Origin of the sequence: Bradyrhizobium sp. NBAIM01 (assembly GCF_020194115.1) — a bacterium.
Classification (GTDB): Bacteria; Pseudomonadota; Alphaproteobacteria; order Rhizobiales; family Xanthobacteraceae; genus Bradyrhizobium; species Bradyrhizobium yuanmingense.
The window spans coordinates 70,720-93,355 of the sequence record NZ_JADYVU010000015.1 but is presented as its reverse complement, the minus strand read 5'-3'; the positions used below and the strand labels follow the sequence as shown (position 1 = coordinate 93,355).

Below are 22,636 nucleotides of genomic sequence, written 5' to 3'. Positions count from 1 at the left end.
TGCAAGATGCAGCAAAACCGACAAGACCCGGTTACCATTGACGGTTAGGAAAATATGAATCGGAATGGAATCAGAGGGTTGGTTCCATCGTACAGGAGACCGCGGCGAGACCGCAGGACCTCACCGCCTGATTTCCCACCTCAAGGCTGCCGCGTTGCCCTTGGCGAACATCTTCGGCACATCGAACTTGCCGGTCGCGAGGTCATAGCGGCATTTCCAATCCGCAAGGCCCTTCACCGCGCCGTTCTTCGGAGGCTTGTCCATCTCGCCCGACAGCGAGATCAGGAGATAGCGGTTGTTGGTCCAGTCGACGCCGAGCCAGCGATACGCATCTTCGGTGCCCTTCACCAGATTCGCCGTGATGTGATAGTCGAGCTTCATGCTCTTGGTGTCGGGCCGGCTGCGGAAGTAGGCCCAGGCCAGATCGCCGAGCGACGTCTTGGTCGCGTTTACGAAGCTGCCGTTCTCGAAATGATAGAGGAAGAGGTCCTGCTCGCCCGAGCCGGTCTTCTGCATCCGCACCAGCCATTGCGAGTCGGCCGTGAAACGGAAGCCGGCCGGATAGCCTTGCTCGGGCTTCAACTCGCGCATCTCCCCGCCGCGTCGCGCCCAGACCTGCCACTTGATGTCGAAATCCTCGTCCTCCTTCATATACTGCTCGAGCCTGGTGGCGCCGTCGGGCGAGGTGAAGGCGAGATCGGCATCGTCGGAAAGCGTGAAGCCGGGCGGCGGGCCGGAGGCGGCCAAAGCGGGTGCAGCGGCCAGCGTCAGAGCAACCGCTAGGGATCCCGCGGCACGGGAGAATACGGTCACGGGAGGAATTCCCTTGAAGAATGCCGCCAGGCGGCCTTGATACTTGGACACCCGCGTGGTCGCGCCGGTTCATCCCGCGCGCCTGGACGGAAGCATAATCCTATCGACAGTCTTGCTGCGGCAGCCAAATCGGCGCACCTTGCCGGCCTCGGCTGATTTGCCACCCAAGGTCCTTTTCAAATGATCACCGCCTCCAAGGCCTTCATTGCCTTCTGTCTGCTCGCGCTGGTCGGCACCGCGCTGGTGATCGGCCCGACCGAGCTGCGCCGCCTGCTGCCTGATGGGACGAAGGTCACCGTCGCCGCCAAGCCGGAGGCCAAGGTCGAACCCCAGGTCGGAGCCAAGGTCGAGCCCAAGCTTGAAGCCAAGGTCGAGCCCAAGGTGGAGTTCAAGCCTGAGTCCAAGCCTGAATCCAAGCCAGAGCTGAAGCCGGAACAGCCGAAGCTCGTCGACAGCGCGCCGCCTGCACCCGAGCCGAAGGCGGGCGCGCTGGCCGAGACCCAGAAGCAGGTGGCCGCGCTCGGTGACCTCGTGCCGGTCAAGCCGCCGGCGCCGGCTGCAGATGCCGGCCCCCGTTTCGACGTCGCCCGCATCGACGATCACGGCGAGGCGGCGGTGATTGCCGGCCGCGCCACGCCGGGTGCGCGGGTCGAGCTGCTGCGCGACGGCAAGCCGCTCGACAGCGTGGTCGCCGACGCCTCGGGCCAATTCGTGATGACCCCGCCGCAGCTGCCGGCCGGCTCATATGACCTGACGCTCCGCGCCAGGGCGCCGGACGGCACGGTCACCGAATCCGGCCGGACCATGCCGGTCACAATCGCCGCGGCTGCGCCGCCGCCCGTGCGCATGCCGCCGGTTGCGAAGCAGGAGGCCAAGCCGGCCGAGAAGCCCGACGACAAATCGGATGTCGTCGCCGCGCTGCCGTCGGCCTCGCCGCGGCTGGCGTCGGTGCCCGACAGGCAAGCGGCCCGGCCGAAACTGATCGGCGCACCGAAACCCAAGGCCTTCGCGCAGGCGCCGAGGGCCACCGTGGTTGCATCGGCCTCGCCGGCGGAGGCGCTCACCGCCGCGCCGGCCGAGGCCGGCGGCAGCCGGATCATCGCCCGCGGCGACAGCCTGTGGGCGCTCAGCCGGCTCGCTTACGGCGACGGTTCCCGCTACGCCGTGATCTTCAACGCTAACCGCGACAAGATCCAGAATCCCAACTTGATCTATCCCGGCCAGACCTTCGTGATGCCGCAAAAGGCGGAGTGACACGGCACGGCCGGCGCGTTGCGACGCATTGTCCTGTGTCTCTCTGGAACATTCGGTTCCCTCGCGCGTCTTCGTGATGCGACGCATTGCGCGCCTGGCGCGGGAGGGAGGGCCAAGACGTGGCCGAACAAGACGTGGCCATACCAGTCGTCAGGTCAAAAATCCTGTCGGGGCGCATGGGACTGGCGCTGGCTGGCGCGGTCCTGGTGGTTGCAACAGTGCTGCTGCCTGACAGAGCCGAGGCGCAGTTCGGCTTGCGCGGCGGTCCGGTCGGGGTTGCGCGCTTCGCCGTCGGCCACGTGATCGGCCTGTCGCGCCTGCGCCATTCCCGCATGGCGGTGCGCGGCGGCCGCTACCGGTCAGCTGCGCTGAGGTCGCAGGACCCGCGCGGGGCCGACCGCAGCCAGCTGTCGAACCCTTACGTGATCCGTGCGGCCCTCACGGCGCAGGCTGCGCTGGCGGGCTGGCAAGGCGGCCGCCGCCCGCAGGGCTGGTGGCGTCATCCCGATGGCAGCTATGGCTGGGTCGGCCCGGTGTTCTGGCCGTTCGCCCATGACGATCTCACCAACGCGATCGTCTTCGGCGACACCACCAGCCTCTCGCTCTACGGCTACGGCGATATCTATGCCGCGCTGTTCACGCCCTATGCCGCCACCGAGCTTGCCGCCTACACCGTGCCGCAAGGCCGTCGCGCGCGAAAGGTCCCGACCGCGGAGACGCTGTGCGAGGCCAGCGATACCGGCGGCCTGCCGGTCGAGCGCGTCGCGAGCGCCGTTGCGCCGAACGAAGCTCAGCGCACCGCGCTCGACGAACTCTCATCCGCCTGGCTTGCCGCGCGCGACACCATCCGCACCGCCTGCCCGGCGCAAACGCCAGGGAATGCGGCGGAGCGCCTCGGCCTGATGCGCGAGCGTGTCGAGGCCATGATCAAGGCCATCGACACCATGGAAGCGCCGTTGTCGAAATTCGTCGGCCTGCTCAATGACGACCAGAAAGCCCGGCTCAACGCCTTAGCCAATGAGCGTCGCGCCGCGCTGGCGTCCTACCAGTCCAAAAATGCTGACAAGAACGATATCAAGAACGCGAGCAAGAACGCTGAAAAGAACGCTCCCAAAGACGCACCCAAGGACGCGCAGGCGGTCAAGGCCTGCCAGGCGGACTACGATCCTGTTTCCGACGAGAACGCCCAGCGCCAATACGAGCAGCTGCTCCAGCAGCAATGGCCCGCCGCCGACATCGCCACCACGCTCCAACTCGACGAGGTCGCCCGCGCCCGCTTCGAGGTGCTGCAGGACACCACGCTCCGCACCATGCAGACGCTCAGCGCCTGTCCGACAGAACCCGCTGCAACGGCGCAGGCCCGCCTCGCCGCCGTGAAGGCGCGGCTGCAGACCATGCTGCAAGCCGTCGGCGCCATCGCCGACGCGCTCGACGATTTCCAGGCCGATCTCAGCGACGAGCAAAAGGCCGGATTCGAGGCGATCGGGCCAAAGCGAGGGGCGTGAGGGGACGCCAGCTTGGAATGCCATCATATCTCCCTATGATATGCAGATAGGGATGCACATCACGGAGGGTGCTGGTGCTGGTTTCCAAATGGGGCAACTGCCTCGCAGTGCGCCTGCCCAAAGCGCTAGTTGATGAACTCGGCCTCAAGGAGGGCGACGAAATCGATATCGTGGCCACTCGCAAAGGCGCGATCGAAATCGAGACCAAGGCGGAGCAGCGTCGGCGTGCGATCGAGAACATGGAGGCGCGCAATTGGGCGGCCTTGCCTGCCGGCTACAAATTCGATCGGGACGAGGCGAACGAGCGGTGATCGCGTTCTTTGACAGCGGTGATTCTGGGACCTTCAGCACGGCCGCAGCATCGGCGGGCTCACCATCGTCAATCCGTTCCTCGGCATGGCTCCGTGAACGCTCGCATCATCGCAAAGTCCGGATCCTTGCGCGGCTTCCATGATCACCCGCACGCCCAGTCGAACTTCATGTCCTTGAAGTCGAGCTGCGCGTTGCCGCCGCCGAAATTGTAGCCGCCGAAATATTCCTCGAACTCGATATAGAACGGGCTCATCTCCGGCACGGCCTGGCAGGGCCGCATGGTGCCGCCGAGGTGGTTGTGGGCGTGATCCTTGGCCCAGTCGTGCAGGCGGAAATTGTCGCGGCCCGGCTTGCCGCCGACATAGTAGTAATATGGCTGATAGCCGGTCGGCGGATTTTCGCGCACGTGCTCATCCTGCGGGCCCTTGCCGGCGTTGGGATCATCAGCGCGCGGCGACAGCGCGATCGCGCGCGTCTCGTTGAGATCGGCACGCGGCGGGGCTGCAAACATCTTCTTGGCGTAGCTAGGTGCGGCCTCGAAGAAGGCGCTGGCACCGCCGACATCGAGCCAGCGCGGCCGCTCCACCGTTGCCAGCGCAAGCGGCGCCGGCGGCGCGGCGAACGCGCCGTCATATTCGGCCTTCGTCAAGAGCAGCGCGGCATAGGCGTAGTCGAGAATGTCGGTCATGCGCGACAGCCGCGGATGCGACGGCCGTGCCAGCACCGCCTCGCGAATCTCGGGATCGTCGGGCGCGCCGCCATCATTGTGATCGGGCGCCGTGGCGAAGAACGACAACGCGACGATGTCCGCGCCATGCACCCGATAATCCTCCGGCAGCAGAAGCGTGAAGCCGTGCATCAAGGGATAGCCGGTGACGGGATCGAGCGGCCATTGCTCGGATGCAATGCCCGGCGGCAGCCCAAACACCCAGCCCTGGTCGCGCGCGCGATCCGCGGGCCGGTCCAGCATCTGCAAATCATAGGCACGCGAAGGCAGGGCAAGCGTCACGGGGTGTCTCCGACGAAATCAGCCTCGCCGTTGAGGCGAGGGTTGGTCGCGGGGAGGAGGGATGTGGTTCGTGAGAGGGGGCTGGGATGCTGCCAATCTGTCGGTGTTTTGCCCGACGTGTCAAATTGCGCGGCACGCGGCCGAGGCCTGCCGTAAGTCATTGATCCCAAAGCCCCTGCCTACTGTGCATGGGGTTGTTTTCGCAGTTTTGTTTGCGGCTACCCCCTCCGCCGCACCGCCGTGGCATCCACCACGTTCTCGACCTCGTCGCGCCAAGACAAAATCTCCATCGCCAGCACGGGGTGATTGAAGCCCTTGAGCTGGAGATCGTCGAGGGCGCGGGCTTCGACGAAAGGCTCGACCATGCCGTAGACGCGGCGGCTGACCACGATCTGGTTGGGCTTGGCTTCGCTGCAGAGGCGGGAGGCGAGGTTGGTGACGCTGCCGATCGCGGCATATTCCAGCCGCTGCTCGAAGCCGACCTGGCCGAGCGTGGCATAGCCGAGCGCGACGCCGATGCCGAAACCGAGGCTATGACCGCGGTTGCGCCAGCGCTCGGTCAAGGGGCCGATCGTGTCGCGCATCTCCACCGCCATCTTCACCGCGCGCTTGGTGTGGTCCTCGAACTGGATCGGCGCGTTGAACAGGATCATCACGCCGTCGCCGGCATATTTGTCGAGCGTGCCCTCGTACTTGAAGATCAGCTGGCCGAGCGCGGCGTGATATTCGCGCAGCACGTTCATCGCCTCTTCCGGCTCGGTCGCTTCCGTGAACGCGGTGAAGCCGCGCAGGTCGCAGAACACCACCGTTACCTCGCGGCGTTGGCTGGTGAGCAACCCCTCGGGGCTGTCGGAGGAGGCGATCAGCTGCGCCACCTGCGGCGCCAGGAAACGCTCGAGCTTGCGGATGCGCTCGATCTCGCCGAGCTGGGTCCGGACGCGCTCCTCCAGCGATTTGTTCCAGTCCTTGAGCTGCTCGGTCTGCTCGCGGAGCTTGTCGGCTTGCGCGCGCACGGTCGTGTTCGCCGCCTCCAGCGCGTGGCTCTTGTGGTCGACCTCGGTGAACAGCTGCGCATTGCGCATCGCCAGCACGGCCTGGTTGGCGAAGGTGCGCATCAGGCCGATGATGCTGGGCGCGAACGCCCCGGTGGCGCGGCGCAGCACCACGAGCGAGCCGAGCGTGCCCTGCTGGTCGATCAGCGGCACCACCAGCACCGAGTTGAAGCCGGCCGCGAGCGCGGCCTCGCGCAGCGGCTGCTCGGCGGCATCGCCGAGCTCGGCCAGCGCGATCGGCTCGCCGCTGTCGGCGGCATCGCTCAGGATGTTGCCGCCTTGGGCGATGGTGACATGCGCGCCCTCGGCGGATTTGTCGATGCCGTTGGCCTCGACCAGGTTGAAGCAGCGTGTCTCGGCGTCGAAGCCGTAGATCAGCACCGCATCGGCACGGGTGATCTCGATGGCGCGGGCGGCGATGGTTGCAAGCACCGCGTTGAGATCGAGCGAGGAGGCCACCGCGCGGCCGACCTCCTCCAGCACCTTGAGCTCGTGGATCGACTGCGCGAGATCGCGGGTGCGCTCCTCGACCTTGCTCTCCAGGTTCGAATAGGTCTCCTGGATCTGGTCGGCCATGCGGTTGAACTGCCCGGCGAGGTCTTCCAGCTCGTCGGAGGTGTGCACGTCGATGCGGTGGCTGAAATCGCCTTCGCCGAGCTTATGCGCACCGTCGCGCAGCGCCGTGATCGGGATGATCATGCGGCGGGCGAGCAGCGTGCCGGCGAGGATCGCGACCATCAGGCCCATGCCGATCAGAAGCGCGATGCGCACCAGCTGGTCGCGGATCGGCATCAGGGCCTGCGTGGTCGGTTGCTCGAACAGCACGCTCCAGCCGAGCTTCGGCACGATGCTCGCGGCGCTCATCACCGCATGGCCGTTGAAGTCGGTGCCCGACGTCTCGGCTTCGTGGCCGGGCGCGATCGCGGCCGCCACCTGCGGCAGTTTGGAGAGGTCCTTGCCGATCTCGGGCCCTTTCGATGACGTCGCCAGCACCCGGCCGCGCGGATCGACGACATAGGCGAAGGCGGCCTTGCCGACTTGCGCGTCGGACAGGAAGTCGGAGAGGAAACCGAGGTCGATCTCGGCCACGGTGACCCCGGCATTGAAGCCGGAATGCGCCACCGAGATCGACATCATCGGCGTCTGGCCTGCGAACCAGGCTGGCGCGTAGGTGACGCCGCGGGCGACGGCGTCGGTGAAGCGCACGTCGCGGGAGAGGTCGGCATTGCCGCCGGTCGTGGTCGATTGCCTGGAGACGCGCAGCACCTCGCGGCCGTCGCCGTTGAGCTGGAACAGCTGGTTGACGACGGAAACCTGATGCAGCAGCGACGCATAGTCGGCGCGGCGCTTCTCCAGCGTGTCCTGGCTCGCGCGCGTCACCCAGCTGATCTGGCGGTCGAGCTCGGAAATCGCCTGCTCGATGCGCCGGGCGGCCGCCTGCGCCTTGTCCTCCAGCCCGTCGGTCAGCTGTGTCCGTGTCGCGCGGTAGGAGATCCAGGTCTCCATTGCCCCGTTGACGGCGAGGACGAACACGACGAGGCCGACGAGGGAGACGACGTATTTGGCGAAAAGGCCCTCGCGCAGAGATCGTGTCTTGTCGTTCGCTCCTGCCATCCCGATCCTCTCGCGCCGCCACTGACGCTGCGCGCTATGGGCCGTACAGGCCCTTCCAAGCCGTTCTAGCACAATTTGGACCGAAGGGCCGTCGCGCGGCCGGGGACCGGCCGGTGTGGTTACCCCCCTGTGGCCTCCTGGGCAGGTGGACGGGCGGCGATGGTCGCAGCCCGATCTGTTCGAAGGAGGGAGCTTAGCGGTTGAAGAGCTGCCGCAGCACGTCGTTCATTGGCTGACTGTCCTGCTGCGCGGCCGGCGGGTCCTCCAGGGCGGGGGGCGCAGGCGAGGCCTGCGGCGCCGGCGTGGAGGGCGTTGCCGGCAGGCTGCGGTTGCGCCCGGTGCCGGTGCCAGTGCCGCTCCCCGCGCCGCTGGAGAGACCCTGCTGGATCAGATTGCCGATCGCTTCCCCGAGCGGGCCCCCGAGCAGATTGTTCTGCCCCGCTTGCTGGCCTTGCGGATTGGCATTGCCGGTTGCATTGCCGCCCGGCGCGACGGTGCCACCAAGGCCGAGGCTGCCGAGGATGTTGCCGAGCCCGGCGCCGTCGGGGCCGAACAGGCCCTTGCCCATCTCGCGCAGCTTGGCATAGGCGGCGTCGGGATTGTCCAGCATGCCGGCCATGTCGGGATAGATCCGCGGCTGCGACCAGGAGCCCTGGATCATCACGGGAATGCCGAAGCCGACCGGCTCGGAGGTGCGGCCCTGGCCTTCGGTCGTCATCACGAGCTTCGGCTCGACGCGAAAGCCCATCATCTTGGTGTCGAGCGCGATGGTGCCGGCGCCGGTGACGCGCACCAGCGGCCCGATCAGGTTGAGATCGGTCGTCACCGCCTGACCCTTGTCGATGCGGAAGGAGGCCGAGAGCTGCGACAGATCCGTGCTCTGCTCCTGGCTCGGGTCCTGGTTTCCGTTCTGGTTTCCATTCTGGTTTCCTTGCCAGCCGGAGAGCGTGCTCGTCGTCAGCGAGCGGATCATCTGCGCGACATTGATGCCGCGGATCGCGCCGTCCTGGAAATTGACGAAGGCCGTCCCTTGCATGTTCGCCATCAGCGCGCGCTGGCTGTTGCCGGCGCTGCGCAGGGCGAGCTTGGCCTGCAGCTTGCCGTCGATGCGATCGAACTCGGCAAGGCCCTGGAGCAGCGGCAGCGCGCGCACGCCGACGAGGTCGGAATGCATGGCAAAGCTCGGCGCGCCGGTCGTCGCGTCCAGGATCACCTCGCCCGAGACCTGGCCGCCATAGGCGCCGAGATTGGCCGTGCCGGCCTTCAGCACGCCGCCGGCGAGCTTGGCGTCGAGCGCCAGCGGCGCAATGCGCGCATCGCCGATCACCGCCTCGTTGGCGGAGATCCGCACTTGCGCATCGACATAGTTGAGCCCCGAGACGTCGATCGGCGCATTGCTCCAGGGCTGCCCGGACACGCCTTCCGGCGATTTCGCCAGCGGCATGGCGAGCCGCTGGAAGTCGAGATCGACCTTGACCAGCGGCTTGCTCGCGATGTCGACGGAAGCCCAGCCATTGAAGGCGCCATCGCCGAGCCTGCCGTTCACGCCGTTGATCATCACGACATTGCCGCTCAGCCGCATCTCGGCCTGGCCGGTGAGCTGGGACTTCAGCACGCTGGGCATGTCGACGGCGAAATCCACATGAAACGCCGGCCGTTCGGTCGGCGAGGCCGCCTTGATGTCGAACTTGGTCGGGTGATCGCCGACACGCGCGGTGCCGGTGATATTGACCTTGCGGTCGCGGTCCAGGGTCGCGTCGGCGTTGATGGCGCTGATGCGGCCCTCGACACGGTCGCGCAGGCGCGAGAATGCCACTTCGCCGTCGGTGACCTTGATGCGGTCGATGGTGGCGCCTTTGGTGTCGAGCGCGAGCGGCTTCGCAGGCGCGGCTGCATTCGGCAGGCGTTCGCGGAGCAGCGGCTGGTAGAGCACGGGATGGGTGACGACGAGCTCGCTGATCTCGGGCCTGCCGGACCACACGCTCGCGAGCGACATGTCGGCCTGCACGCGATCGATCGTCAGGCGCGTGATGCCGCTGCGGTCCTTGGGGTCGGCCAGCGTGAGGTCGTTCAGCGTGACGTTCAGCGTCGGCCATAGGCTGATCTTGGTGGTGCCGTCGATCGACAGCCGATAGCCGGTCGCACTCTCGAGGCGCGAGGCGATCGTCGAGGTCAGGAAGCCCGAGGGGATCCCGACCACGAGCAGAAGTGCGATCACGACGATGACGGCGGCCAAAGCCCCGCCGACGAATTTCAATGCTCTCATGTCGACTTTCCAGCAACGGACAATCCGCGCCGAACCCGGCCGATCACCCGTCCTTTGCGCCCGGAGTTTATCCCCGGACGGGAAGCGGCTCCAAGCGCGTAAAAATAGTCAGGGGGTGCTGCAAAGTTATGTGACTTATGACACACTTCTCCGGCGCTGTTTTACGCGATCCTGAAGTTGATGGTTTCAAGCGATTTGCCAAGACGATTTGCCAAGAGACGATGACCAGCACGTTCACAAGGACATTGACATGAGCAAGCAGGCCGAATTTGCGGTCATCCTGAAGATGAACCCGATGTTCGCCGATCTGGGCGCAGACGAGCTCCAGCGGCTGTCCAATCTCTGCCACACCCAGCATTTGGCCAGCGGCGAGGTGCTGTTCCAGAAGGGCGATCCCGGCAATGCGCTGTTCGGCGTGCGCCGCGGCCAGGTTCGCATCGAGACCGGCGCCGCCGACGGTAGCCGGCTGACGCTGAACTTCATGGGGCCGGGCGACCTGTTCGGCGAGGTCGCGGTGCTGGACGGCCAGAACCGGACGGCGGACGCGACCGCGGGCGAGGCCAGCGAATTGTTCGTGCTGCGGCGCGAAGACTTCCTCGGCTTCCTCGAGCGCGAGCCCAAGGTCGCGATCAAAATCATCGCGCTGCTGTGCCAGCGCATCCGCTGGCAGAGCGAGCGCATGGAAGAATCCATGCTGCAGCCGCTGCCGGTGCGGCTGGCGCGGCGGCTCTGCGCGCTCGCCGCCGATTTCGGTTCCGAGGTCCACATCTCGCAGGAGCAACTCGGCGTCTTCGTCGGCGCCGCCCGCGAAAGCGTCAACCGCCAGCTCCAGGCCTGGCGCAAGGAAGCGATCCTCGATCTCCAGCGCGGCCGCATCCTGCTGCGGAACATGACCAAGCTGACCGCGATCGCGCGAAACGAGTAGGGCGAGCAGTTTCACTCTTGCTCGGCGGGTGGAGACAGATCGACGGCTAGATCCTCGGCGAGGAACGCCGCGTATCGCAATGCCTCATCGATGTCTTCGCGCTCGAAATACCGATATTCATTGAGGATCGATTCGCGCGTCTCGCTGGCCGCCAGCAGGCCGAGCAGCCGCGCAACCGGAAAACGCATCCCGCGAATGCAAGCTTTGCCAGTGCAGACGGCAGGGTCCATCGTGATGCGCGCGAAGGCCATGCCATAGGCTAGCGGACGCAAACGACTTGCGCCACCTGGGCTTCCAAGCTGGCGTGGACCCTACTCCGCCGCGGGCCGTGCGACGCTCGTCACCGCCGGCCTGGCTTCCGCCTCCGCAGCCCCATGATGGTCCGTCTCCGCATCCTCGCTGTGCACGATCAGCCGCTTGGCGAAGCGCCAGATCAGGGCGCCGAAATCGTCCATCACCATGAACATTGCGGGCACGAACACCAGCGACAGGAGGGTCGAGAAGATCAGGCCGCCGATCACCGCGAGCGCCATCGGCGAGCGGAATTCGCCGCCGGCGCCGACGGCCAGGGCGCTCGGCATCATGCCCGCGGCCATCGCGATCGTGGTCATCACGATCGGACGGGCGCGCTTCATGCCGGCGTCGATCATGGCCTCCTCGCGCGGCGTGCCGGCCTTGATGGACTCGATGGCGAATTCCACCAGCATGATCGCGTTCTTGGTGACGATGCCCATCAGCATCAGGATGCCGATCCACACCGGCGTGGTGAGCTGCTTGCCGGTGACGAGCAGGGCCGCGATCGCGCCGCCGATCGAGAGCGGCAGCGAGAACAGGATGGTGATCGGCTGCAGGAAGGTGCCGAACAGCAGCACCAGCACCGCATAGACCATCATCAGCCCCGCCGTGATGGCGGTCGCAAAACCCTCGGACAATTCGTTCAGGCTTTCGGCGTCACCCGAGGGCGAGACCTTCACGCCCTTCGGCAGGGTCTTCATGACCGGCAGGTCGTAGATCTTCTTGGTGGCATCGCCGAGCGCGGCGGAGCCGACGAGGTCGGCGGCAACGGTCGCCTGCCGTTCGCGATCGTAGCGGCCGATGCTGGTCGGACCCTGGTCGAGCTTGACGTCGGCGATGACCGAAAGCGGCACGCCGCCCTTCTCGCCGCGCTCGCCGAGCGGCACGCGGAGCTGCTCCAGCGTCTTCAGATCGCCGCGGGCGGCGTCCTCGAGCTGCACGCGGATCGGCACCAGGCGGTCGCCGACGTCGAACTTGGCGAGTGCCGGTCCGACGTCGCCGATGGTGGCGACACGGATGGTCTGCGACAGGCTTTCGGTGGAGACGCCGAGCCGTGCGGCGAGATCGGCGCGCGGCTCGATGCGCAGTTCGGGGCGCTCCAGCGAAGTTTCGGAGATGACGTTGGCGATGGTGGGAATGCGCTTCATCTGCGTCGCAAGCTCGCTCGCGACGTTGTTGACGATGTTGGGGTCGACGCCTGTCACCACCAGCGAGATCGCGCGCAGGCCGTTCTCGTCCAGGAACCAGAAGCGGATATCGGGAACGTTCTCCAGCTCCTGGCTGATGGAGAATTCGAGCTCGCGCTGGGTGATGTCGCGGCTGTCCTTGGGTGTGTAATTGATGATCAGGGCGGCGCGGCGCACCTCCTGGGTGCCCGGCGGGACGCGGCCGCCGTCGACGAAGATGCTCTTGACCTCGGGCCGCTTGCGCAGGCGCGCGACGATGTCCTCGGTGACCTTCTCGGTGTAGGCGAGCTGGGTGCCCGGCGGCAGCTCGAGCGCAAGCAGCGAGCGCGCGCTGTCCTGGGCCGGCAGGAAGCCCTGCGGCAGCAGCGTGATGCTCCAGATCGAGGCGGCGAAGACGCCGAGCCCGATCAGCACCGTGATGAAATAGTGCTTCACCGACCAGGCAACGATGCGATGATAGGAGCGCAGGATGAGGCCGGGCGGCGGCTCCTCGTGCGTGCTGTGCTTGAGGAAATAGGCGGCCAGCACCGGCGTGACGAAGCGCGCGGCGAGCAGCGAGAAGAACACCTGCACCGAGACGGTGATGCCGAACTGCTTGAAGAACTGTCCGGCAATGCCCGACATGAAGCTCGCAGGCGCGAAGATGGCGATGATGGTCAGCGAGATCGCGATGACGGCGAGGCCGATCTCGTCGGCGGCCTCGAGCGCGGCCCGGTAGGGCGACTTGCCCATGTTCATGTGCCGGACGATATTCTCGATCTCGACGATGGCATCGTCGACAAGAATGCCGGTCGAGAGCGTGATGGCGAGGAAGCTGACGAGGTTCAGCGAGAAGCCGAGCAGGTCCATCGCCCAGAACGCCGGGAAGATCGACAGCGGCAGCGAGATCGCGGCGATGATGGTGGCGCGCAGGTCGCGCAGGAACAAGAGCACGATGATCACGGCGAGGATCGCGCCTTCGAACAGGGTCGAGATCGCCGCGTGGTAATTGCCGTTGGTGTATTCGACCGAGGTGTCGATCACCTTCAGGTCGACGTCGGGATAGGCGGCTTTCAGCGCGTCGATGCGCTTCTGCACGGCCTCGGCGACCTTCACGTCGCTGGCGCCCTTGGAGCGCTTGATGCCGAGCGCGACCACCGGCTCGCCGTTGAAGCGGGCGAAGGTTCGGCGGTCGGCGATGGTGTCGGTGACGGTGCCGAGATCGTCGAGCCGGACCTCGCCGCCGCCGAACAGCGGGATCATGGTGCCGGCGAGATCGCCAAGCGTCTTGGCGCCGGCGAGCGTGCGGATCGCCTGATCGTTCTTGCCGATCTCGGCGCGGCCGCCGGCGACGTCGACATTGGTGCCGCGCAGGCTCTGGCTGACATTGACCGCGGTCAGGCCCATCGCCTGCAGGCGATCGGGATCCAGCGAGACCAGGATCTCGCGCTCGACGCCGCCGATGCGCTCGACCTGGGCGACGCCGCGCACGCCCTGCAGCGCGCGCTTGACCACGTCGTCGACGAAATAGGAGAGCTGCTCCGGCGTCTTGCCGGGCGAGATCGCGGCATAAGTCACGATCGGCAGGCCGATGACGTCGACGCGCTGGATCAGCGGCTCGGTGACGTTCTGCGGCAGGTTGGAGCGCACGCGCGTCACCGCGTCCTTGACGTCGTTGAGCGCGCGATCGGTGTTGGTCTCGAGCGCGAACTGGATCGTGGTGACCGACAGGCCATCGGTGATCGACGAGGTGATGTGCCTGACGCCCTCGACGCCGGAGACCGCGTCTTCAACCGTCTTGGTGACCTGGGATTCCAGTTCGGCCGGTGCGGCGCCGAACTGCGACACCGCCACCGAGATCACGGGGATGTCGGCCGAGGGCAGCCGTGTGATCGCAAGCTTGGTGAAGGACACCCAACCCAGCACCAGCAGGATGATGGAGAAGACGACCGACGGCAGCGGATTACGGATCGACCATGCCGAGATATTGAGAGCCATCAGCGTACCCGCGTGCGATCGAGTTCATCGGCGAACATGGTCTTGATCTGGTCGCCGTCATGGAGCGAAGAGCCGGCGTCGGCCACGACGATTTCGCCGACCTGCAGCCCTTCCAGGATTTCCGTCGCGCTGTCGGACGACAATCCGACCCGCACCTTGCGTGTCTCGACGACATTGCCCTTGACGACCTGCACCGTGAGGTGATCGATCGCGGTCTTCGGGATCGAGACGCCGCAGCTTCGCTTGGCGTCGATCGAGGCGCGAGCGAACACGCCGACCTTGAGCGAGGGGTTGTTGGCGACGCTGATGCGGACCCGCCCGAGTTGCGTGGCGCGGTCGATCTCGGGTGCAACCAGCCGGACCCGCCCGATCAGGTCGGGCGCATCGTCGCGGCTGATCCGCACGGTGGCGCCGGAGGTGAGCTTGGACATGTGCACCGCCGGGACCTGGGCGTCGAGCTCGATCTCGTTGTTGACGGCGATGCGGAACATCGGACCGGCCTGCGGCGAGGCCGGCGCGCCGACGATGGTGCGGACTTCGGTGACAAGGCCCGGCGCGGGGGCTTTCAGCGAGATCGGGCCTTGCGGGCCGGGCCGCTGCGGCTGGCCCGGAATCTGCGGCGGCGCGGTCAGGCGCGCTAGCTCCTGATTGTCGGCGACAATCGTGCCCTCGGTGACCAGGAGGTCGGTGACCCTGGAGCCTTCCTGATCGGCAACGACCACCGCCTCGCGGCGCGGCACGAAGAAGCCGGTCACCCGCACCAGATCGGAGAAGCAGGCATTGGTCGACTTCGTCACGATGACGAGCGCCTCGCTTTGCGTCTCCTTCGGCTCGGGACGCTTGCGATGCTCGAACAGATAATAGCCGATGCCGAGCGCGGCGACGAACAGCACGGTTCCGGCCGGCTTGAGATATTCAGTCAAATTCATCGCCGGATCATCCTGACCTGGCTCACGGCCATCCGCGCGAGGCCCAAACGGAGCGCTTTTCTGACATGAAGCGGCGTCCCGCAAGGCTGCGGGACGCGCTTTGGAAACGAGACCTTACACGACATCACGACTTGTCACTGGCAATGGATTCGTCGTGCTCACTTCGATGCGGTGGTCTTGTTTTCCATGTTGACGACCTGCACGCGCCGGTTGGCCTCCGCCAGCGGCTGGTTCGGGTCCTTGAGCTTGCTCTTGCCGTAGCCGACGGTGACGAGATCGGTCGCGGAGATGCTGTACTTCTCGACCAGGTAGCGCTTGATCGAATCGGCGCGACGCTCCGAGAGGTCCTGGTTGTAGGCTTCGCCGCCGGCGGCGTCGGTATGACCGGCGACCACGAAGGTCGAGCCCTTCAGATCCGGGCTGGTCAAGGCGCGGCCGAGCGCCTGCACCGAGGGCAGCGACTTGGCGCTGATATTGGCGGAGTTGTAGTCGAACGTGATCTCGAGATCGATGTTCGGCTTGTCCTTGGCGGCCAAGGCGATTTCCTCGCGCTCGGTCGACGACAGCGAACGCGTCGAGCGGCCGCGCACCGACTGGATCAGCTTGGAGTCGGTCGCGCTCGGTGCAGGGGCGGTCTGCGGACCGATCGAGAGGCCGCGCGTCAAGGGCTTCTTCGGCGCCGGCGCCAGCGCGCGGACGATCTCGTCCTCGGTGACATTCTTGCTGTTGCCGTCATCGCCCGCATATGCGGCCGAGGTCGGCAGCGACAGCGCGGCGCCGACGGTGATGATGGACAGAATCGCGGTAAGCCAATTTGCAGCCGATCTCATTCCCAGTCCCTCCTGCGCAGCCAGCTCACGTGCTCTCAAAATTCAAGCAACACGCCCCCGAAAAAGCCTGTTGCGGCATCCGCCCATTGGTCTTCCCAGGGCTGTTCAAGGTTCGAGCCTTGGACGGGGGCCCGACTCAAAAAAATACTAGCGCACTCCGTAGCTTGCGAATTCCTGAACGATGTTCGGATCCATCGCCTTGGCATTGGCGATGTCCAGCGCCCCCTCCTGGGCCGAGCCGTTGCGTTGCTTGGCAAGGCCGCGTCCGTAGAGCGAGGACGTCAGGCGCGGGTTGATCTTCAGGGCCGCGTCGAAATCGGCGATCGCATTCTTCACCGCGCCCGACTTGAGATTGACGAGCCCGCGGCTGTCCAGTGCATCGACGAAGTTCGGCCGCAGCCGCAGCGCCTCGTTGCAATCCTTCAGCGCGGCCTGGAGGTCGCCGACCACGGTGCGGGTCCAGCAGCGGTTGTTGAGGGCCTCGACGTCCTTCGAATTGATCCGGAGGGTGTCGTCGAAATCCTTGATGGCGAGGCTGTAGGCGCCCTTGCTGGCATAAACCTGGCCGCGGCGGTACAGCGCGTTCACGTCGTCAGGGTTGGCGGCAATCTTGGCAGTCAGGCTCTTGATCGTGGGATCGTCAGCCAGGGCGGCAGCGCTCGGCCCACCGTCCGTGCTCGGCGCAGGAACGGGATCAACCGGCTTCACCGGCGGTGGCGGCGGGGGCAGGGCGGCCTCGATCTGCGGCCTCGGCGTGGGAGCAGGCGCGGGCGCCGGTGCCGGCGCCGCGACTGGAGCCGCAGGTGGCGGAGGCGCAGGAGCGGGAGCCGCAGCCGCGCTGTCGGCCGGCTTCGGCGGTGGTGGTGGTGTCGGCGGTGCGGGAGGGGCGGCCGGCGGGTTGTTGGCGACGACGGCCGGCGCAGCGGGAGGCGCGGGCGGCGGCGTTGCCGGACGCGATCCGCCGGCGCCCGGAATGAACGAGAAATCTTCGGCCAATGACGAGGAAATCCACGGCACCTGCTCGCCGCGCGAGGCGCGGGTGACGCCCATCTTGGTGCGGTTCAGCGTCTCCTCGGCCATCAGGTCGGGAACGCGGATTTCCTTCAGCAGCTCCTGGACGAACAGGCTGCGGTCGCCGCCGGCGTCCGAGACCACCGAGGCCAGCGCCGCCGAGTACATCACCAGCGTGCCGTTCGGGGCGATCACCGGGGTCAGGCCCGCTGAGAAGCTGCGGAACCGGCGCTCGAACGGGTTGCGCCTGGACGCATCGACCAGCGCGATCTTGACGCCGGCGCCGCGGGTGTTGAGCTCGCCGAGGACCGTCTCGAGGCTGAAACCATCGCGGCGCACGTCGGACTCGGTCCAGATCTGCGCATCCACCGGCAGCAGGTAGCTCTGGCGCGCGGACTGGATGCCGAAACCCGAGAAGAACACCAGCGCGACCGAGCCCGGCTTGATCTTGCCGTAGAGCTTGTCGAAGGCGCGGCGCATGGCGTCGCCGGTCAGATTCTCGCCGAGTTCGACCGAAAAGCCGTCGCGCTTGAGCTCGTCGGCGACGGCGCGCGCATCGTTGATCGGTTCCTTCAGCGGGGCATCCGCATCCGGATATTTGGCGTTGCCGATGACCAGCGCAAAACGGTCGCCGGCCGCAAGCGAGGGGGCCGTCGGGACGAGCGAGATCAGCAAGGGCAGAAGAAAAAAGAAGCGAATTTTCATAATCAGCGCGGTCCAGCCAAAAGGCGCCGTTCCAGCTTGCGCCGCGGCGACCTTAACTTACGCTTACCTCATTATCAAACCGGGGACGGAGGGCGTCAACCGCTTGGAGATTCGACCTTATCCCGATGATGGACCGCAGCGGATGGGCATGCCGCGAGAGGAATGGATGGGGTTATCATGACGGTCCTCGGTACCTCGATGCTGTCCGGCGGACCTTAGCGCAGCCAGGGCGGGTGAAGACGTGATCGATCTCACATTGCAGCCGCGCCTCCGGGTTTGACCTTTCCTGCCGGTGGTGGCTTGGTGTGCGCGATCGTCCAAGATCCAACTCTAAAAAAAAGCGAGCCCCATGGGAAACGTCTACGAGATCTACGCCCTGCGCTATGCGACGATGTCGCCGCGCACCCCCCACATGAACTTCCTCGTGCCCGACCCGCATGACAGCGCGGCGCAGGACCTCGATTATTTCGTCTGGCTGATTCGCGGGCACGGCCGCGACATTCTGGTCGATACCGGCTTCAACGCCGAGGAGGCGAGCGCGCGGGCGCGCAAGCTCACGCTCAATCCCGTCGATGCGCTGGAGCGTTTCGGCGTTTCGGCGTCAGCCATTCGTGACGTCATCGTGACACATCTGCATTACGACCATGCCGGCAATCTCGACCGCTTTCCCAACGCGCGCTTCCATCTGCAGGAGCGCGAGATGGCCTACGCGACCGGACGCTGCATGTGCAACGGCCTGCTGCGCCACCCGTTCTCGGTCGAGCATGTCACGCTGATGGTGCGCCACGTCTATGGCGAGCGCGTCACCTTCTATTCCGGCGATGGCGAGGTTGCTCCCGGCGTGACCGTGCACCGCGTCGGCGGCCATTCCGACGGCTTGCAGGTGGTGAAGGTCGAGACCGCGCGCGGCGCCGTGGTGCTGGCCTCAGATGCCGCGCATTATTACGCCAATCTGCAGCGCAAGAGCCCGTTCCCGATCGTTTATAATGTCGGCGACATGGCGCAAGGCTGGGACACGATCGAGCGCCTCGCCGGCCATCCCGACAGGTTCATCCCCGGCCACGATCCGATCGTGACCGAGATCTATCCGCGCGCCAGCGATGAGGTCGATGCCTGGGCGCTGCATCTGCCGCCGACGCGGTCGTTTGCGAGGTGATGGTGTCGCCGTCATTCCGGGTTCGCCGCTCTGCGGCGCCCCGGAATGACAGCTCGTAGGATGGGTTTCGCTGGCGCTCTACCCACCAGCTCAGTTCGGGGCGTTCAGGAGGTCGTGTAGACCAATGGCCTGTTGATCGTTGAGCAAGATCCGCTTCGCGCCAACATAAGTCAGCTCGAACCGTCCCGCTTCGTCGTCAATGGTTCGTACGCCATCGAGCACTGCAAGAAGCCCGAACAGCGCTTGATGGACTGATGTCGCGATCACGCGATTAACGTTATCAGCGTCTTCCGGTCGTAGGCCGTTGTACCAATCCGAGCACGCCCGCTCTCGGAGCGGCACACTCCTACCCGGAGGGTTCTTCAGACCGGCTATTGTATCTTCGATTGCGGCATCCTTCACATAGCGCTTGATGGCTTCAACGAATTCTTGGCTATTCATTTCGCCTCTCATCTACTAACCGCTCGCGACAGCCTGCCCTAATACGCCTGCTTGGCGTCGGCCTCTTCGCTGGTCTGGATCAGATCGAGGCTCTGCTCGATCTTGCCGAGCAGGGCCGAGAGCTGCTTGCGCTCCTGCGCCGAGAGGCAGGCGAGGATCTCGTCCTCTCGCCGCAGCAATTGCGGGAACAGCTCCTCGTAGAGTTCGTCGGATGGGTTGAGACGGGAGGCGGGCGCGATGTCAACGAGCACCGGCAGGATCCCCGCAAGCAACGATATCGTGGGGAGATTTTCGAGCCGCTAGCTCCGGAGGAGAGAATACCGCCAGGTATCCTCCGCCCCCTGCGAGCTTATATGTGGCGATCTCGCGATAGTCGACGGCGGTCAACTCGCAGCGCAAGAGCTCAATTGGCGTGCCATGCTTCGACGTCGGAAGCTCAAGATCGACAATTCCGACCCGCGCACCTTGCTTCAAGGCGGACGCAAGATTGTAGAGAAAGGCATAGGGTTGGGCTATCTCGTGATACATATGCACAAGGATTGCGGCGTCCAGCGAGGAAGCGGGCAGACGCGGGTCGTGTGGTTCGCCGAGCGCGAATTGCACGTTTGTCAACTTCAGAAGTTTTGTTCGCCTGGCGAGTTCGACGAGGTAATCCCGCGTGACGTCCTGGGCAACGATAGAGCCGGCGGATCCGACGAGGTGCGAGAGCCTGACCGTGTGGTAGCCACTGCCTGCTCCAATGTCGCCGACAGTCATCCCTGGTTTCAGTTCAAGAGCGCGTGCGATTTGACCGGCCTCATTGAGGGCGTCGCGGCGCTCTTCGGCGGAGCGGCGCGGGCTGACGATCCGTGCGACAGGACGCTGCGGTGAGGGAAACTCGTTTGCCGCGACTCCAGGGGGAGCCAGATAACCTATGTCAGCGGCGTATGCGCGAGTTGCGGCAAACGCCACAAGGAGCATCGCTATATACCTCGCTGCCGTCACGGTCCTACCAAGTTTTCTCAACCGGGCTCCCAATAGCTGACGTCTGCGCCTTATGGGTGGGCGCCCTAATACGCCTGCTTCGCATCCGCCTCTTCGCTGGTCTGGATCAGATCGAGGCTCTGCTCGATCTTGCCGAGCAGGGCCGAGAGCTGCTTGCGCTCCTGGGCCGAGAGGCAGGCGAGGATCTCGTCCTCTCGCCGCAGCAATTGCGGGAACAGCTCCTCGTAGAGCGCGCGGCCCTTCCTGGTCAGTTGCAGGCGGAATTCGCGGCGGTCGGCTTCGTTCTCGACCCGCTCGATCAGGCCGTCGCTGAGCAGCGCCGTCACTGCGCGGCTGATGGTGGATTTGTGCGTGCGGGTGCATTGCGAAATGTATTGCGCGCTGCAGGCATCATTGCGGAAGCCGAGCGTGGCGATGACGCGCCAGGCCGGAATGTCGAGGCCGTGGCGTTCCTGATACTCGACCGACAGCGCGGAACTGACCTCCGCGGCGAGCCGATTGAGGCGGAACGGCACGAACCTGAACAAATCGAGCCGCGGCTTTGGCCGCTCGTCGGCCGCACGCGCCTTGAGCGCGATGTCGCTGGATGTCCTCGCCAAGGAGAGCGCCTCCGAATTCCAGTTGACGGCCGGCCGGCTCCGGTCCAAAATAGTTGCACGTGAGACTATCTAGCAGATCGATCCTGTCCTGACCAGAGCCGAGGTTCGTGTATGGCGCCGGCCAATACCCCTCACGCCGAGACCGCTCAAGCTAAGACCGCTCAAGCCAAGACCCAGTTCGGCTACCGCCGTCACCCCGATCAGGACCGCCCCGGCTCGAGCCCCGCGGCGCATCCGGTCGTGATCGTCGGCGCGGGCCCGGTCGGGTTGTCGCTGGCGATCGATCTTGCCCAGCGCGGCCAGCGCGTCGTGCTGCTCGATGATGCCGACCGCATCGGCGAGGGCTCGCGCGCGATCTGCTTCTCGAAACGCTCGCTGGAATATTGGGACCGGCTCGGCGTCGGCGACCGCATGGTCGAGAAGGGCGTGGTGTGGAGTGTGGGGCGGATCTTCCATGGCGAGTCGCAGCTCTACCAGTTCAATCTCCTGCCCGAAGACGGTCACAAGCGGCCGGCCTTCATCAATCTCCAGCAATATTACGCCGAGGCCTATCTGGTTGATCGCATCAACGAGCTGCCGGAGATCGACCTGCGCTGGCGCAACAAGGTGACAGCGCTCGAGCAGCGCAACGAATCCGCGCTGCTGACGATCGAGACGCCCGAGGGCGCCTACCGCCTGAATGCGCGCTATGTCGTCGCCTGCGACGGCGCGCGCTCCTCGCTGCGGCAGATGGCCGGGGCGGAATTCGCCGGCCAGGTCTTCGAGGATCAGTTCCTGATCGCCGACGTCAAGATGACCGCGGAATTTCCGACCGAGCGCTGGTTCTGGTTCGATCCGCCGTTCCATGCCGGGCGTTCGGCGCTGCTGCACCGGCAGCCCGACGATGTCTGGCGCATCGATCTCCAGCTCAATCGCTATGCCGATCCGGTCCTCGAGAAGAAGCCGCAAAACGTGCGGCCGCGGATCGCGCGCATGCTCGGCCATGACAAGTTCGAGTTCGAGTGGATTTCGCTCTACAAATTCCAGTGCCGGCGGATGGACCGCTTCATCCATGGCCGCGTCATTTTTGCCGGCGATTCCGCGCACCAGGTCTCGCCCTTCGGTGCGCGTGGCGCGAATTCGGGACTCGAAGACGCGGAGAATCTGTCCTGGAAGCTCGACCGCGTGCTGCGCGGCAAATCGCCTGCGAGCCTGCTCGAAAGCTACCATCTCGAGCGCAGCATGGCGGCCGACGAGAACATCCGCGAATCCACCCGCTCGACCGACTTCATGGCACCGAACTCGCATCAGGAGGCGCGGTTGCGCAAGGCGGTGCTGTCGCTGGCCAAGGAAACCGAGTTCGGCAAGCGCATGGTCAATGGCGGTCGGCTGTCGGTGCCGTGCAGCTACGATACGCCGCTGTCCTCGCTTGATGCGGATACGTGGCGCGGTGGACCGCCGCCCGGCGGTTCGATGCTCGACGCGCCCGCCGCAACGTCCGCCGGCGAGCCGATCTATCTGACGGATGCCTTCCGCAAGGGTGGAACGGATTTCACCTTGCTGTCGTTCAGCAATGGCGCGCCGATCGATGCGCCTGATGGTATCAAGGGCATCCGCATTGGCGCCGACGGTGAATTTGCCGATCCCTCGGGCCTAATCGCAAAGCGCTACGGCGCCGTGCCGGGTGCCGCCTACCTGCTGAGGCCCGACGGTTATGTCGCGGCGCGCTTCCGTCATCCGACCCGTTCGGCGATCGCGGCGGCGCTGGCGCGAGCCGAAGGTTTGTATTGAGGT

At 65.7% G+C, this 22,636-nt stretch carries 18 protein-coding genes and 1 pseudogene; 6 read left to right on the top strand and 13 right to left on the bottom strand.

Annotation, left to right across the window (positions count from 1 at the left end; genetic code table 11):
- Positions 1-120: 120 nt before the first annotated feature.
- Positions 121-813, bottom strand: coding sequence for a hypothetical protein (locus I6F31_RS31185; protein ID WP_225186617.1), 693 nt, complete (start codon positions 811-813; stop codon positions 121-123).
- Positions 814-993: 180 nt separating this feature from the next.
- Here I6F31_RS31185 and I6F31_RS31180 point away from each other — a divergent pair, with 180 nt between their 5' ends.
- From I6F31_RS31180 to I6F31_RS31170, 3 genes are all read left to right on the top strand, one after another.
- Positions 994-2,067 (top strand): LysM peptidoglycan-binding domain-containing protein, encoded by a 1,074-nt coding sequence (locus I6F31_RS31180; RefSeq protein WP_225114563.1) that lies wholly within the window; start codon positions 994-996, stop codon positions 2,065-2,067.
- Between the two features lie 176 nt (positions 2,068-2,243).
- On the top strand, positions 2,244-3,572 hold the full coding sequence (locus I6F31_RS31175) for a Spy/CpxP family protein refolding chaperone (protein WP_225186631.1): 1,329 nt from the start codon (positions 2,244-2,246) through the stop codon (positions 3,570-3,572).
- Between the two features lie 74 nt (positions 3,573-3,646).
- Entirely contained in the window at positions 3,647-3,883 is a 237-nt protein-coding gene (locus I6F31_RS31170) for an AbrB/MazE/SpoVT family DNA-binding domain-containing protein (RefSeq protein ID WP_225186616.1), read from the top strand.
- A 143-nt stretch (positions 3,884-4,026) separates the two neighbouring features.
- Here I6F31_RS31170 and I6F31_RS31165 read toward each other — a convergent pair whose 3' ends face one another.
- The 3 genes from I6F31_RS31165 to I6F31_RS31155 all read right to left on the bottom strand — a co-directional run bounded on the left by I6F31_RS31165 (position 4,027) and on the right by I6F31_RS31155 (position 9,825).
- Entirely contained in the window at positions 4,027-4,893 is an 867-nt protein-coding gene (locus tag I6F31_RS31165) for a hypothetical protein (protein ID WP_225186615.1), read from the bottom strand.
- Between the two features lie 218 nt (positions 4,894-5,111).
- On the bottom strand, positions 5,112-7,559 hold the full coding sequence (locus tag I6F31_RS31160) for an adenylate/guanylate cyclase domain-containing protein (RefSeq protein WP_225186614.1): 2,448 nt from the start codon (positions 7,557-7,559) through the stop codon (positions 5,112-5,114).
- A gap of 193 nt (positions 7,560-7,752) precedes the next feature.
- Complete coding sequence (locus I6F31_RS31155) at positions 7,753-9,825, bottom strand: AsmA family protein (RefSeq protein ID WP_225186613.1); 2,073 nt, start codon at positions 9,823-9,825, stop codon at positions 7,753-7,755.
- A 250-nt stretch (positions 9,826-10,075) separates the two neighbouring features.
- Here I6F31_RS31155 and I6F31_RS31150 point away from each other — a divergent pair, with 250 nt between their 5' ends.
- A complete protein-coding gene (locus tag I6F31_RS31150; RefSeq protein ID WP_036044931.1) occupies positions 10,076-10,750 on the top strand; it encodes a Crp/Fnr family transcriptional regulator in 675 nt (224 codons plus the stop codon).
- An 11-nt stretch (positions 10,751-10,761) separates the two neighbouring features.
- Here the strand turns inward: I6F31_RS31150 and I6F31_RS31145 are convergent, their stop codons facing one another.
- The 5 genes from I6F31_RS31145 to I6F31_RS31125 form a co-directional block, all read right to left on the bottom strand.
- Entirely contained in the window at positions 10,762-11,001 is a 240-nt protein-coding gene (locus tag I6F31_RS31145) for a DUF433 domain-containing protein (protein WP_225186612.1), read from the bottom strand.
- 60 nt (positions 11,002-11,061) lie between these two features.
- Positions 11,062-14,208: an efflux RND transporter permease subunit gene (locus I6F31_RS31140; protein ID WP_225186611.1), complete on the bottom strand. Its 3,147-nt coding sequence runs from the start codon at positions 14,206-14,208 to the stop codon at positions 11,062-11,064.
- A complete protein-coding gene (locus I6F31_RS31135; protein WP_036015974.1) occupies positions 14,208-15,137 on the bottom strand; it encodes an efflux RND transporter periplasmic adaptor subunit in 930 nt (309 codons plus the stop codon). The genes I6F31_RS31140 and I6F31_RS31135 overlap by 1 nt, the downstream gene beginning before the upstream one ends.
- Positions 15,138-15,295: 158 nt before the next feature.
- Positions 15,296-15,967, bottom strand: a complete 672-nt coding sequence (locus tag I6F31_RS31130) for an OmpA family protein (RefSeq protein ID WP_036015976.1) — start codon at positions 15,965-15,967, stop codon at positions 15,296-15,298.
- Positions 15,968-16,114: 147 nt separating this feature from the next.
- On the bottom strand, positions 16,115-17,683 hold the full coding sequence (locus I6F31_RS31125) for a caspase family protein (protein WP_225143616.1): 1,569 nt from the start codon (positions 17,681-17,683) through the stop codon (positions 16,115-16,117).
- Between the two features lie 349 nt (positions 17,684-18,032).
- Here I6F31_RS31125 and I6F31_RS31120 point away from each other — a divergent pair, with 349 nt between their 5' ends.
- Positions 18,033-18,839, top strand: a complete 807-nt coding sequence (locus I6F31_RS31120) for an N-acyl homoserine lactonase family protein (protein ID WP_225186610.1) — start codon at positions 18,033-18,035, stop codon at positions 18,837-18,839.
- Positions 18,840-18,929: 90 nt separating this feature from the next.
- Here the strand turns inward: I6F31_RS31120 and I6F31_RS31115 are convergent, their stop codons facing one another.
- From I6F31_RS31115 to I6F31_RS31100, 4 genes and pseudogenes are all read right to left on the bottom strand, one after another.
- The gene (locus I6F31_RS31115; RefSeq protein WP_036030648.1) at positions 18,930-19,280 is read right to left on the bottom strand and encodes a hypothetical protein; all 351 of its coding nucleotides are present in this window, start codon (positions 19,278-19,280) and stop codon (positions 18,930-18,932) included.
- A 38-nt stretch (positions 19,281-19,318) separates the two neighbouring features.
- Positions 19,319-19,483: pseudogene (locus I6F31_RS31110) on the bottom strand (MarR family transcriptional regulator); the annotation flags it as partial.
- A gap of 37 nt (positions 19,484-19,520) precedes the next feature.
- Positions 19,521-20,240: a methyltransferase domain-containing protein gene (locus I6F31_RS31105; RefSeq protein ID WP_225129955.1), complete on the bottom strand. Its 720-nt coding sequence runs from the start codon at positions 20,238-20,240 to the stop codon at positions 19,521-19,523.
- Between the two features lie 89 nt (positions 20,241-20,329).
- Positions 20,330-20,863 carry a MarR family transcriptional regulator gene (locus I6F31_RS31100; protein WP_057030293.1) on the bottom strand — a complete coding sequence of 178 codons (534 nt, stop codon included), beginning with the start codon at positions 20,861-20,863 and terminating at the stop codon, positions 20,330-20,332.
- 111 nt (positions 20,864-20,974) lie between these two features.
- Here I6F31_RS31100 and I6F31_RS31095 point away from each other — a divergent pair, with 111 nt between their 5' ends.
- Complete coding sequence (locus I6F31_RS31095) at positions 20,975-22,633, top strand: FAD-dependent oxidoreductase (RefSeq protein WP_225186609.1); 1,659 nt, start codon at positions 20,975-20,977, stop codon at positions 22,631-22,633.
- Positions 22,634-22,636 lie beyond the last annotated feature (3 nt).

Coding starts and splice junctions, on each gene's coding strand:
- I6F31_RS31125 (WP_225143616.1), bottom strand. CDS start 17,683: ATGAAAATTCGCTTCTTTTTTCTTCTGCCCTTGCTGATCTCGCTCGTC.
- I6F31_RS31135 (WP_036015974.1), bottom strand. CDS start 15,137: ATGAATTTGACTGAATATCTCAAGCCGGCCGGAACCGTGCTGTTCGTC.
- I6F31_RS31155 (WP_225186613.1), bottom strand. CDS start 9,825: ATGAGAGCATTGAAATTCGTCGGCGGGGCTTTGGCCGCCGTCATCGTC.
- I6F31_RS31105 (WP_225129955.1), bottom strand. CDS start 20,240: ATGCTCCTTGTGGCGTTTGCCGCAACTCGCGCATACGCCGCTGACATA.
- I6F31_RS31120 (WP_225186610.1), top strand. CDS start 18,033: ATGGGAAACGTCTACGAGATCTACGCCCTGCGCTATGCGACGATGTCG.
- I6F31_RS31095 (WP_225186609.1), top strand. CDS start 20,975: ATGGCGCCGGCCAATACCCCTCACGCCGAGACCGCTCAAGCTAAGACC.
- I6F31_RS31175 (WP_225186631.1), top strand. CDS start 2,244: ATGGGACTGGCGCTGGCTGGCGCGGTCCTGGTGGTTGCAACAGTGCTG.
- I6F31_RS31180 (WP_225114563.1), top strand. CDS start 994: ATGATCACCGCCTCCAAGGCCTTCATTGCCTTCTGTCTGCTCGCGCTG.
- I6F31_RS31130 (WP_036015976.1), bottom strand. CDS start 15,967: ATGAGATCGGCTGCAAATTGGCTTACCGCGATTCTGTCCATCATCACC.
- I6F31_RS31140 (WP_225186611.1), bottom strand. CDS start 14,208: ATGGCTCTCAATATCTCGGCATGGTCGATCCGTAATCCGCTGCCGTCG.
- I6F31_RS31115 (WP_036030648.1), bottom strand. CDS start 19,280: ATGAATAGCCAAGAATTCGTTGAAGCCATCAAGCGCTATGTGAAGGAT.
- I6F31_RS31145 (WP_225186612.1), bottom strand. CDS start 11,001: ATGGCCTTCGCGCGCATCACGATGGACCCTGCCGTCTGCACTGGCAAA.
- I6F31_RS31150 (WP_036044931.1), top strand. CDS start 10,076: ATGAGCAAGCAGGCCGAATTTGCGGTCATCCTGAAGATGAACCCGATG.
- I6F31_RS31160 (WP_225186614.1), bottom strand. CDS start 7,559: ATGGCAGGAGCGAACGACAAGACACGATCTCTGCGCGAGGGCCTTTTC.